Here is a 12,410-nt window from a genome sequence, read left to right as displayed (position 1 = left end):
ATACTAGAACTGTTATTATCAATCAATTTAATCTTAAAAAAAGGAGGTTTATATGTTAAATTTAAATGTCAAAATTCTAAAGATGAATGTGCTATTCATCATATTAATGATATTTTCTGTCCCTGCATATGCCAACGATATTGAGGAATCTATGAAGGATGCATCTAAATATTATAAAGACGGCGAATATAAAAACTCTGTGGAAAGTCTCAACTATGCCTCGCAATTAATTCAGCAAGAGGTGGCAGGAAAACTCGAACCTTTCCTTCCAAAACCTTTAACCGGGTGGACTACTCCAAATACTAATTCTCAACCAATGAATGCATCTTTATTCGGTGGCGCTATAACTACTAAACGTCAATACAATAAAAAATCCAGCTCCATTACTATCCAAATCATCACCGATTCTCCACTCATCCAGAGTATGACGGCAATGTTTACCAATCCTAGGTTCACTACATCTAATGGTGGAAGGCTGGAAAGAGTTAACCGTCAAAAAGCTATTGTAAAATTTACTCCAGACACTAAGAGCGGGAAAATTGAGATCATTGTTGCTGATAGATTTTTGGTGTTAGTCCAAGGACAGGAAATAACAAAGAAAGAATTAAAAGATTACGCAAGTGCAATCGATTATGAAAAATTAATATCTTTGCCTTAGGTCATTTGACAACAATTAAATAGATTATCTTTATCTATCCCTCATAAGGGATAGATTTTTTTTATAAACTCCTATTTTAAAGTTTTATCTTCTGTTTTTTTATCCTTCTAAGCCCCTGAAGCAACTTATCTCCCACCTCTTTAGTAGCTTTTATGTCGGCCAGACTGTTATGGGCATTACTCAGTTCTACTCCCATAATTTTGCATATAGTTTCCAGCTTATGATTTTCTAATTTAGGTACTACATCTGCTATCTCCAATGCCGTGTATACACTGAGGGTATCAAATACCTGTTTATAGTTAAGAAAACTTCCCAGATAATTATCATTGTTTCTTTTAAAAAATCTATTGAGTACATCTATGTCAAATTTTACATTCTGCCCTGCAATGATAAATTTATCCTCTCTGTCAAATTTATCGATATATTTTGAAAAAATCTCTATTAACTCCTCATAGGCTTTTTTAGGAGATTGAAAACCATCTAATTTTTCACGACTCACCCCTGTCACTTCCAAGGCTTGCTCCGATATATCCGCTCCCTCATGAGGATGACAGAAGATATCAAACTCCTCCTTTACTTCACCCTCTACCTCTATCACTCCTGATATTTGAAACATCGCACTGTTCTCTGTTAATCCTGTTGTTTCCGTGTCGTACCATAGTATTTTCATATTTTTCTCCTTTTTTATATTTATTGATACTGTAAGAATCTTTTTTCCATTAATCTAAATCTTCAAAAAGCTGTTTTTAATGCTTCTATAATTTTTCCAACCCTTTAAGTAAATAAAGATTAAACATTAGAAAATTCATAATATTTATTGTCAGAAAGAGATATCTTTTTTAAATTATAGAGATAAACTAAGTGAGCCATAGCTTCTCCAGTAGCAAACCACCTTTGAACATGGGGAAGATCATCCCAGTTTGTAAATTTAATATCCCACTTCATTTGAGAAGCTACCTCATAGGGTGACTGTAAACTTTTTTTAGCCAGAATTTCTTCTATCTCCATAAGTCTTTCATGGTGATGTTCGATTAATTTATCGATTCTTCTATGACAATGATCAAAGAGCTTTCTATGGGAAGGAAAAACCTTATCTACATTTAATTTTTTGATTTTTTCCAAGCTGTTCATATAGTCACCAAGAGCATTACTTTCCATTGACCATACCGATATATTAGGAGTTATCCTCTCTAAAATATGATCCCCGGAAAACAGCAACCTGTGATCTTTTTCATAGAGGCACATTATCCCCTGGGTGTGTCCCGGAGTAGATATACACTGGAGTGAATATTCCCCTATCTGGATTACCTCTTTATCTTCTACATAGGAAAACTCTACATCACGGGTATTGTTAAACTTAAACCCGGGATGTCTGTCAAAATATTCATCTAAATTTTCTGGGAACCCTAACTTTTCAGCCCCTATAAATTTATTTTTCCAGCTGTTAAAGTCCCGGAGAATATTTATATCCAAAGCATCTTTTTTGCTGCAGTAGACTTTTCTTCCTTTTTTTATAAAATCTGATACTAAACCAGAATGATCACTGTGAAGATGGGTAATAAAAATATCGGTCTGATCCATGGAGATCCCTATTTTTTCTAAACCTTTAGATAGAGCATCCTTACATTCCTGGCGGTTAAACCCGGTATCTATAAGAAGATTCCTTTTCTCTCCTACAACAACATAAGCATTTAAAAATTTTAAAGGACTTTTAGGAAGTGGTACCTCTATCTTCCAAATATTTCGATAAATTTCTTCTACCATTTTTCCCTCCTGCTTGTATATTTATATGCACAGTATTTAATTTTTTATCACCAAAGAACTCAACTTTTTGAGTTTATATTTTGAAGTTTATAGTCGTCCGACTTCACAATAAATATCTAGCGAGTTTCGTCCTGCCCACTGTGCCCGTCAGGCATCCCACTAAGAATCGGGGATTCACCGACTTACCTGTTTTCCAACAGCCACTCCTTGGAAAAATCCACCGCTTCTCTCAGAGAAAATAATCTACTCTCTGCATTCCCCACAAGTTTTTTTATTACTTTATGCCTATTTTCAAATGCTTTTCCGAGTTCTGAAAAATCATCTGAGTTATGTTCATGAGCTTCAAACCATTTCCAGATTCTTTTTCCGTCTTCATAGATTGCTGATCCTGTTTTGCTTATATTTACTTTATCTCCTATAAGAGTTTCTCCTACATGAAAGCTGGTGCACGAGTCATAACCTGCTCCCAGTAATAAAATTTTTGCTTCCCTTAATTTATATAATTTTCCAAGGGGAGAATCCATATCAAAAAAAGAACTCAATTGATGATTTCTTAAAATATCATCTTTTAACCTTCCAATAGCCCCAAAGGAAACCTGGGGATGAAGTGATCTTGAGACTCCCGGCATTGTTCTGAATAATTCGGGGATTTTTCCTATGCCATTAGTTATTGTTGTTTTAGGATCATAGGCTGGCATATTATTTCGAATTATTTCATGCCATTCCTTAGGAACACTGGGGTTATTCCAATTAAATGGATTGGAATTTTCTCCGCTATGAGTAGGCATTATTAAAGTTCCCTCTTCTCCTATTGCATCTATCAGAGCCATTATTACAGCCTCTGCTCCTCCACATACCCAACCTAAACTAGAGAGAGATGAGTGAAGTAATAATGTATCACCTTTTTCTATTCCTAAACCCTTCAAATCCTCTAATATAGATTTTTTTGTAACAGGGGTTTTGGTTTTATCTATTATATTTTTTTCACTCATTCTCTGACTCCTTTTTTCAACTTTTCATTATTAATTTGAAATTAAAGACTTTCACTTCTACCTCAGCCTCTCTTTTTTAAGTTCACATTTAAAAATTAAGTTTTAATTACACGTTTTTCTACGATTATCTAAATCAAGTATAGTTAAAACTTGATTTAGAATGCCGATAAGGAGGAGTTAATTAACTTTCTCCCTCTCTGCTATCTCCTTCAACACCTTCTTTATATCCTGAGCTCTCTCTTTTTTGCACACCAAGAGGGCATCGTCAGTTTCTACTACTACCAGATCTTCTAATCCTATTGTAGCTACTATTTTTTTTGTTCCTATTATTATATTATTCTTACTTCCGATCTCAATGAGTTCATTTGCCCTGTTTACTGTCCCGTTTTCATTGTGTTCCAGCACCTCATCTAGAGCTGGGTAACTCCCCACATCATTCCAACCAAAATCTACAGGTATAACCTGAATATTCTGAGCTTTTTCCATAATTCCGAAATCGATAGATATCTTTTCAAACTTCTCAAATAAAGTTTTAAGTTCCTCTGTTTCAGCTTCTGCATCTAATTTTTTATCCTTTAATGCAGTGATCTTATTAAAATTTTTGAAATGTTTTGGCATATATTTTTCAAATGATCCCATGATCATATCTAGTCCTATGACAAACATCCCACTGTTCCAAAGATAGTTCCCGGCTTCTACGTATTCTTCGGCTCTTTCTAAATTTGGCTTTTCCCAAAATCTTATTACCTTGCTTGGTTCCCCTATATAGGCTTCCTTTACCTCTATATAACCATATCCTGTCTCAGGTTTATTGGGCTTTATTCCCAATGTAATGATGGAATTGGTTTCCATGGCTATCTCACTGGCTCCTACAATCCTCTTTCTGAAGTTATCCTCATTTTTTATGATATGATCCGAAGCCAATACCACCATGGTAATATCTTCACCCTTTAATTTTTCCTTTATCTTAACTGCTCCATATCCAATGGCAGCAGCAGTATCTTTGAATGCCGGTTCCACAATTATATTTTCATAGGGAAGATCAGGGAGCTCCCTTCTTATGGCCTCTGCCTGGATAGCATTGGTCCCTATAAATATTTTATCCGCTGATATAATGGGTAATATACGATCTACTGTCATTCTGATTAAACTTCTTTCTTCATCTATTAATTTCAACAACTGCTTAGGTCTTTCCTTAGTTGACAGGGGCCAAAATCTTTCCCCAGATCCTCCTGCCATTATAAATGCTGCTAACATATACATCACTCCTATTTTATAGATTTAACTCTCATTTCTAATCTTAGATTTTTTTACACTGGGAACACAATTTTTTTTAATATCGCTCCCTCATCTTTAGATATTATTTTGAGTTTATTTTTTCCGTCACTTTATTTTTTTATTTCTATTTTTTATCTAGGTAGAGTTTCAATACTTACTACTAATAGTATATACTAAATACTTGAAAAATATGATATAATGTTACGAATAAAAAAATTATTTTTTATAATTGGCTATAGATATTTAATCTTAATTATCTGTGGAACTTATAAAAATTTGGAGGTTAATAAATGATATCAACTAGTGGTTTAGGGCTTATGTTCCCTGGAAAAAAATTATTCGAAGATGTAAACATCAAGTTTACACCTGGTAACTGTTACGGGCTTATTGGAGCTAACGGTGCCGGAAAATCTACATTTTTAAAGATCTTGGCTGGTGAAATTGATGCTACTGAAGGTGACGTTATCTTAGGACCTAGAGAAAGATTATCTTTCCTACAACAGGACCATTTCGCTCACGCTGATGAAGTAGTTTTAAATGTAGTAATGATGGGTCATAAAGAATTATTTGCTATAAAAAAAGAGCAGGAAGAGCTTTATGCAAAACCTGATGCAACAGACGAGGACTATGCAAAAGCCGGAGAATTAACTGATAGAATTGAAGAATTAGACGGATGGTCTGCTGAAACTAATGCAGAAAAACTACTTACAGGATTAGGAGTAGACCCTTCAATTCACTATAAAGTGATGAACGAACTTACAGAACCTGAGAGAGTTAAGATCCTTTTAGCACAGGCATTATTTGGTGATCCAGATGTTCTTTTATTAGACGAGCCTACAAATGGTCTGGATATCCACGCTATCAACTGGTTAGAGAACTTTTTAGCAAACTTTAACGCAACTGTTATCGTAGTATCACATGACAGACATTTCTTAAATAAAGTATGTACTCATATTGCTGATATCGACTTTGGTAAAGTTAAGATGTTCGTAGGAAACTATGATTTCTGGTATGAATCAAGTCAAGTTGTATTAGAATTAATGAGAAATAAAAATAAAAAATTAGAGCAAAAAAGAGAAGAATTACAAACCTTCATCGCCAGGTTCAGTGCCAATGCTTCAAAATCAAATCAGGCAACAGCAAGAAAAAAGATGTTGGATAACTTAAAGTTTGAAGATATGCAGGTTTCTAATAGAAAATATCCATTCATCGAATTCAAATCTGAAAGAGATGCCGGAAACAACATGTTAAAAGTTGAAAACTTAACTAAAACTATCGATGGAGTAAAGGTATTAGATAATATCTCATTCACTATTAATACAGGGGATAAAGTAGTACTTTTAGCTAAAAATGATATAGTTAAAACAACTCTTATCAAGATAATGGCTGGAGAGATTGAACCTGATTCAGGTAGTATCACTTGGGGAGTAACTACTTCTTTAGGTTATATGCCTAGAGATAACTCTGAGTACTTTAAAGAAGGTAGCGGAACTGACCTTATTGACTGGTTAAGACCATATTCATCTGATCCTCATGAGAGTTTCATCAGAGGATTCTTAGGAAGAATGTTATTTGCCGGTGAAGATTCTCAAAAGAAACCTAGTGTTCTTTCTGGAGGAGAAAAAGTAAGATGTATGTTATCTAAAACAATGATGACAGGAGCTAATGTTTACTTATTTGACAATCCTACAGACCATTTAGATCTTGAATCTATCACATCACTAAATAAAGCATTGATTAAATTTAATGGAACTATTATATTTGCTGCTCATGACCATGAGTTCATCCAGACTGTAGCCAATAGAATTATCGAGATAACTCCTAACGGAATTGTCGATAAATTGATGGAATTTGATGAATATATCAAAGACGAAGGTGTAGAAGCTAGACTTGCAGAGATGTATAACTAAAATAAAAAGCTGAGGCTAACCTCAGCTTTTTTTATTTCCTAGTAAATTATAAATTTAGAGCCTCTTGGATACAATGTCACATTATTTTTTATTCAAAGACTCCTAATTTCTGGCAGATACCTGTGTATACCCTGAGCCCGTTTTCCAATACTTTCTCATCAAAATTAAATTTAGAATTATGGAGTGATGCTGTATATCCAAGTTCCTTATTTTTAGTTCCTACAAAGAAAAAAAGGCCCCTGGTTACTTCCTGATAAAACCCGAAATCTTCAGCCAACATCTCTGGATCAATCTCCTCAAATTCCAACTTTTCCTCCCCTCTGACTACCTCTTCTAAAACACTATAATATTTCTTATCATTTATAACAGGAGGATATCCTTCAGCCAGATCAATCTCTATTTCAACTCCATAACTGAGCTCCATACCACGAGCTATACCCCTTATTTTATCCACGATAAAATTAAAGGTATCTGTGGAAAAAGTCCTTATGGTTCCCTCCATCCGGGTAACTTCCGGAATGATGTTTCTTATGGTTCCACCCTCTATCTTACCTATGGCAATTATACTGGGATCAAAAGGAGCTACAAATTTTGAGGTTATAAGATTAAATCCTTCCAGCATCTTCCCTGCTACCTGGATGGAATCTATCCCTAACTGGGGCTGTCCCCCATGACCGCTCTTTCCCTTGATAACGATATTTATCTCTGCTGCTTTTGCCATGAATCCCCCTGCTCTGCAAGCAATTATTCCCTCTTCTAACTTGGGAAAAAGATGCAACCCAAAGATCCCTAAAACATTATATTTTTCCAAAATTCCACTTTCTGTAATGTCCTTGGCTCCTCCCGGTCCCTCTTCAGCAGGCTGAAAAATTAAAAGGATATTTTTCTTCAATTTTTTTCCTCTTAAATAATCCATGAATCCCAGGAGAGTTGCCATATGACCATCATGTCCACAGGCATGCATAAACCCCTCGTGTTTGGAGGTATAAGAAACTCCTGTTTCCTCTAAAATTGTAAGGGCATCCATATCTGTCCTGAACCCATAAGTTTCCTCAGAGTTGCCGTCTAGATAGATATAGATTCCCGTTTCACAAATTATTTCAGGCTTATATCCCATCTTTTTTATCTCTCCCAGTAAGTAAGCCTGGGTCTTTTTTTCCATATACCCTAATTCCGGAATTTCATGTAAATTTCTTCTGTGTTTTTTCATATTTTCTATTATTTTTCCCATCCCTGCCTCCCTAAAAGAAATTTCTCGTATTATCTTAGATAAAAGTAAACCTTATTTTTTTAATTTTTAAAAATATATATTATATATACGTAACATATACAACATAAACTGAAAACTAAAGTATATCTCCTCATTATATAACATATATATTATATATATTTTATTTTATTTTATGTTTAGTGCTATACTTACTTCAAATCATAAGAATAGAGGTTGCAAATACAAATAGTAAAGACAGGGAGAAGGCATTTTAAGATCTGTTTTGAAAGGTGTAGTTGCCGAAATATAGATTCTGCAAAAATCTATGTTGGGGATATGGATAAGATCCATATAACTGTCATTATCATAATTAGGTAATGGGGTGCTATTTGAAGTCATAGATTAATCTTTTTATCTCGTTTTTGATTAGATGTAATTTTACTCTTCAGTAGTTCCCACTACTGGAGAGTTTTTTTTTAGGAGGAAATAAATATGATCATTGTACACAAATATGGAGGAAGCTCACTGGCTGATCTGGATAAAATAAAAAAAATAGCCTCCCACATCTCAAAATTAAGTGATGTAGGAGAGCAGATAGTTGTAGTGGCTTCTGCCATGGGAAAAACCACAAATAACTTAATTGAGATGGCTAAAAAAATATCTGAAACACCAAATATAAGGGAATTGGATACCCTAATGGCTACAGGCGAACAGCAGACAGTTGCTCTTTTATCTATGGCATTAAACGAATTAGGTAAAGACTCCATCTCCCTTACTGGTCCCCAGGCAGGGATAACTACCGTAGGTCATCACACTAAAAGCAGGATCAAGAGTGTAGATCCAAAAATAATTAGATCCCATCTAAATTCTGGGAAGATAGTTATCGTTGCTGGGTTTCAAGGAGTTAATCAGGACGGAGACATCACTACCTTGGGCAGAGGTGGATCAGATACCAGTGCAGTAGCTTTGGCTGCCAGTTTAGGAGCACAGTGTGAGATCTATACCGATGTCGATGGGATTTATGGTATAGATCCAAGAGTATATTCAAAAGCTAAAAAAATAAAAAATATATCTTACGAGGAGATGATGGAGATGGCAAATTTAGGAGCCGGTATTATGGAAACAAGAGCTGTAGAGTTAGGGAAAAAATATAATGTTCCCATCTATGTCGGTGAAAGTTTAAGGGATCATGATGGTACTCTGATATTAAACCAAAATGAAATAATGGAAGATAAGCCCATTACCGGTATCACTTTAAATGAAGATATTTTTATGGTAAATATCCAGCACCTTCCTTATTCGGAGAGTTTGGTAGCAAATATTTTTAACACCCTGGGTAAATACGAGCTAAATATCGATATGATCAGTCAAAACATTACCACTTCTGGTACTTTAGACCTTTCATTCAGCTGCTTTAAAAGAGAAGAATCTCTTTTGAGAAAAGCCATAGACGAATTAAAAAATAAATCCCAGGAAATTTCTATAGAGATCAAATCCGACTTAATCATGATTTCATTGGTTGGAATTGGAATGGTAAGCCATTCCGGAGTGGCGGCCAAGGTATTTAATACCCTAGCTGAAAATAGTGTTCCTTTTTATCATATAACTACTTCTGAGATCAGTATCTCATGTACTATCTCCAAAGAACATAAAAATATAGCTATTCAGATGTTAGCTGAAGAATTTGACCTGTAAAAAACAATAAAAAAATTATTTAGGAGGAGATCATGAAAAAATATAACATCGCCATTGTAGGAGCTACCGGAATGGTCGGAAGAACTTTTCTCAAGGTATTAGAAGAGAGAAATTTCCCCATAGATAACCTTTATCTTTTAGCTTCATCCAGATCTTTCGGGACAGAAATTAATTTTAAAAATAAAACATATATAGTTGAGGAACTTACTCCCGAATCTTTTACCAAAGAAATAGATATAGCTTTATTTTCTGCCGGAGGAAGTATCAGTAAAAAGATGGCTCCTATAGCGGTTTCCCACGGGATCACAGTTATAGACAACAGCAGCGCATGGAGGATGGACCCAAATATTCCTTTAGTTGTACCTGAGGTAAATCCAGAAGCAGCAGCAACAAATAAACTAATTGCCAACCCTAACTGCTCTACCATCCAGGTCGTAGTTCCTCTAAAAGTCTTAGATGATCTCTATGGAATAAAAAGAGTTATTTATTCTACCTATCAGGCTGTATCTGGATCTGGAGTAGCCGGGGTAGAAGATTTAAAAAATGGAATAGAGGGAAAGAAACCTTCTAATTACCCGCACCCTATAGCCTTTAACTGTCTTCCCCACATAGATGAGTTTACAGAGAGCGGGTATACCAAAGAGGAGTTGAAGATGATCGATGAAACCAGAAAAATTTTAAATAAACCGAATCTTCCCATTACTTCTACCTGTGTGAGAGTCCCTGTAGAAAATGGACATTCTGTATCTGTTAACTTAGAATTTGAAAAAGAATTTGGTTTATCAGAGTTAAAAGAAGCTCTTCAAAATAAAGAAGGAATTGTCTTACAGGATGATGTAAAAAACAATATCTATCCAATGCCTATAAATGCCAGCGGATCTGATGAAGTATTTGTAGGCAGAATTCGAAGAGATTATAGTGTAAAAAATGGTGTGAACCTATGGATAGTAGCCGACAACATTAGAAAAGGTGCTGCTACAAATACCGTACAAATTGCTGAATTATTGATAGAACAATAATATTTATATATTTTATTACAACTTTAAATAGGAGGAATTATGGGAATTTTTAAAGGATCCGGAGTAGCTCTTATCACCCCATTCAACGAGGATATGAGTATCAACTATACTAAATTAGAAGAGCTCATAGAGTGGCATATCGAAAATAAGACCGATGCCCTGGTAATTGCCGGCACAACCGGTGAAGCATCTACCCTTCCAGACGAAGAACATATAGAATTAATCAGAAGAAGTGTTGAGATGGTTAGAGGGAGAGTTCCTGTAATAGCAGGAAGCGGCAGTAACGATACCCGTCACGGGATCAAATTGAGTATTGAGTGTGAAAGAGCAGGAGCCGATGGTCTCCTCATAGTTACACCTTACTACAATAAAACCAACAGACAGGGATTGATCAATCACTATACAACTATAGCTGATCAAGTAAATATCCCCATCATCCTATACAATGTTCCAGGGAGAACCGGAATGAATATTCCTGTTGATGTAGTTGTTGAATTGAGTAACCATAAAAATATGGTTGGGCTCAAGGAAGCCAGTGGAGATATCTCCTACCTAGCCGAGGTAGCCAGAGTCTGTGATAATAGTTTTTCTATCTACTCTGGAAATGACGATATCATAGTTCCTGTCCTTTCCTTAGGAGGAGTTGGAGTTATATCTGTGTTAGCTAACGTTATGCCCCTTGAAACTCACAACCTTGTTATGTCTTACCTAGAAGGAGATGTTACTAAATCTAGAGATTTACAACTTTCTTTGAATTCATTTGTAAATTCTTTATTTTTGGAGACCAATCCAATACCTGTAAAATCTGCAATGAATCTTATGAATATGAAGGTCGGAGGAGTAAGACAACCCCTATGGGAGATGAGTTCTGAATCTCTCGAACTTTTAAAAGCAGAGATGAAAAAATTAAATTTAATCTAAAAGGAGGTAACATTTTGAATATAGCCATATACGGATGGGGACAGATGGGTAAACTCCTTTGTGATAGCATTAATAACAGCCAAAACTTAAACTTAGCCGGAATAATCGATTCTTTTTCCTTGGGAAAAGATTCTAGGATCGTCGAAACTTTAGAAGACCTTTCTACTGTTCCCGATGTTCTCATAGATTTTTCCCATTACAGCAACTCAGAAAAGATTCTTCCATGGATCACAGCTCACAATGTTCCCACACTAATTGCCACTACAGGGCACAGTGAGGAGGAACTAAAAAATATAAAAAAGGCATCTCAGGTAGTTCCTATACTTAAGGCAACGAATACCTCCCTTGGAATAAATCTGATTACAGAATTATTGGAAACTCTGGTTTCATCTCTAGAGGACTGGGATATTGAGTTGATTGAAAAACATCATAATAAAAAAATCGACGCCCCCAGTGGGACAGCCCAGTCACTGCTGGAAAAAATAAATAATACCCTAACTTCTAAAAGGGAGTTGACCTACGGTAGAGAGGGAATCTCTCCTAGAAAGAAGGAGGAGATCGGAGTACATGTAGTTCGTGGAGGAAGTATAGTTGGAGAACACTCCATTATCTTCGCCGGTGAAGATGAAGTAATCGAGGTAAAACATGAGGCCCACTCTAAGATGATCTTTGTTAACGGAGCCCTCAAGGGAGCAACCTGGCTCTATAATAAACAACCAGGATTCTACACAATGAAAGATATTTTCAACTAAAAAGCAACGTGACGTTGCACCCAAACAGGTTTAGTGACACCCTTACGGGTATCTCAAAATTCTTAAATTATGTAATAATCTTTATCTCAAAGTTCTTAATTTACATTGTAAATTTTTAGATACTTTGGTGATACTCTTTATCGAGTGGAAGTCTTGGTGATGCCCCTTGCGGGTATAATTTCCTAGACTATAAAAAATATATTTTAAAAGG

General features: G+C 35.4%; 11 protein-coding genes and 1 riboswitch. Of the genes, 6 read left to right on the top strand and 5 right to left on the bottom strand.

Annotation, left to right across the window (positions count from 1 at the left end; genetic code table 11):
• Positions 1 to 82 precede the first annotated feature (82 nt).
• Complete coding sequence (locus tag NRK67_08710; protein ID UUV19493.1) at positions 83 to 658, top strand: hypothetical protein; 576 nt, start codon at positions 83 to 85, stop codon at positions 656 to 658.
• A 76-nt stretch (positions 659 to 734) separates the two neighbouring features.
• Here the strand turns inward: NRK67_08710 and NRK67_08705 are convergent, their stop codons facing one another.
• From NRK67_08705 to NRK67_08690, 4 genes are all read right to left on the bottom strand, one after another.
• The gene (locus NRK67_08705) at positions 735 to 1,328 is read right to left on the bottom strand and encodes a 3'-5' exonuclease (GenBank protein UUV19492.1); all 594 of its coding nucleotides are present in this window, start codon (positions 1,326 to 1,328) and stop codon (positions 735 to 737) included.
• A 119-nt stretch (positions 1,329 to 1,447) separates the two neighbouring features.
• Positions 1,448 to 2,422: an MBL fold metallo-hydrolase gene (locus NRK67_08700; GenBank protein ID UUV19491.1), complete on the bottom strand. Its 975-nt coding sequence runs from the start codon at positions 2,420 to 2,422 to the stop codon at positions 1,448 to 1,450.
• A gap of 182 nt (positions 2,423 to 2,604) precedes the next feature.
• Positions 2,605 to 3,414 (bottom strand): AAC(3) family N-acetyltransferase, encoded by an 810-nt coding sequence (locus tag NRK67_08695; GenBank protein UUV19490.1) that lies wholly within the window; start codon positions 3,412 to 3,414, stop codon positions 2,605 to 2,607.
• Positions 3,415 to 3,591: 177 nt separating this feature from the next.
• Positions 3,592 to 4,671 (bottom strand): sugar phosphate nucleotidyltransferase, encoded by a 1,080-nt coding sequence (locus tag NRK67_08690; protein UUV19489.1) that lies wholly within the window; start codon positions 4,669 to 4,671, stop codon positions 3,592 to 3,594.
• Positions 4,672 to 4,982: 311 nt separating this feature from the next.
• Here NRK67_08690 and NRK67_08685 point away from each other — a divergent pair, with 311 nt between their 5' ends.
• Positions 4,983 to 6,602: an ATP-binding cassette domain-containing protein gene (locus tag NRK67_08685; protein ID UUV19488.1), complete on the top strand. Its 1,620-nt coding sequence runs from the start codon at positions 4,983 to 4,985 to the stop codon at positions 6,600 to 6,602.
• Positions 6,603 to 6,690: 88 nt separating this feature from the next.
• Here NRK67_08685 and NRK67_08680 read toward each other — a convergent pair whose 3' ends face one another.
• Positions 6,691 to 7,833 (bottom strand): amidohydrolase, encoded by a 1,143-nt coding sequence (locus tag NRK67_08680; GenBank protein UUV19487.1) that lies wholly within the window; start codon positions 7,831 to 7,833, stop codon positions 6,691 to 6,693.
• Between the two features lie 199 nt (positions 7,834 to 8,032).
• Positions 8,033 to 8,208, top strand: a riboswitch (Lysine riboswitch).
• A 96-nt stretch (positions 8,209 to 8,304) separates the two neighbouring features.
• Between NRK67_08680 and NRK67_08675 the strand changes: the two genes are divergently transcribed.
• Genes NRK67_08675 through dapB form a run of 4 tightly spaced genes read left to right on the top strand, consistent with a single transcriptional unit; the run spans position 8,305 to position 12,199 of the window.
• Positions 8,305 to 9,507: an aspartate kinase gene (locus NRK67_08675; protein ID UUV19486.1), complete on the top strand. Its 1,203-nt coding sequence runs from the start codon at positions 8,305 to 8,307 to the stop codon at positions 9,505 to 9,507.
• A gap of 32 nt (positions 9,508 to 9,539) precedes the next feature.
• The gene (locus NRK67_08670; protein ID UUV19485.1) at positions 9,540 to 10,526 is read left to right on the top strand and encodes an aspartate-semialdehyde dehydrogenase; all 987 of its coding nucleotides are present in this window, start codon (positions 9,540 to 9,542) and stop codon (positions 10,524 to 10,526) included.
• 39 nt (positions 10,527 to 10,565) lie between these two features.
• Positions 10,566 to 11,447 carry a 4-hydroxy-tetrahydrodipicolinate synthase gene (gene dapA, locus NRK67_08665; protein ID UUV19484.1) on the top strand — a complete coding sequence of 294 codons (882 nt, stop codon included), beginning with the start codon at positions 10,566 to 10,568 and terminating at the stop codon, positions 11,445 to 11,447.
• 14 nt (positions 11,448 to 11,461) lie between these two features.
• Positions 11,462 to 12,199: a 4-hydroxy-tetrahydrodipicolinate reductase gene (gene dapB, locus NRK67_08660; protein UUV19483.1), complete on the top strand. Its 738-nt coding sequence runs from the start codon at positions 11,462 to 11,464 to the stop codon at positions 12,197 to 12,199.
• Positions 12,200 to 12,410: the final 211 nt, after the last annotated feature.

Source organism: Fusobacteria bacterium ZRK30 (genome assembly GCA_024628785.1).
In the GTDB taxonomy this organism is placed as follows: domain Bacteria; phylum Fusobacteriota; class Fusobacteriia; order Fusobacteriales; family Fusobacteriaceae; genus Psychrilyobacter.
The sequence above is the reverse complement of the archived record's forward strand: the minus strand, read 5'-3'. Positions and strand labels throughout refer to the sequence as shown.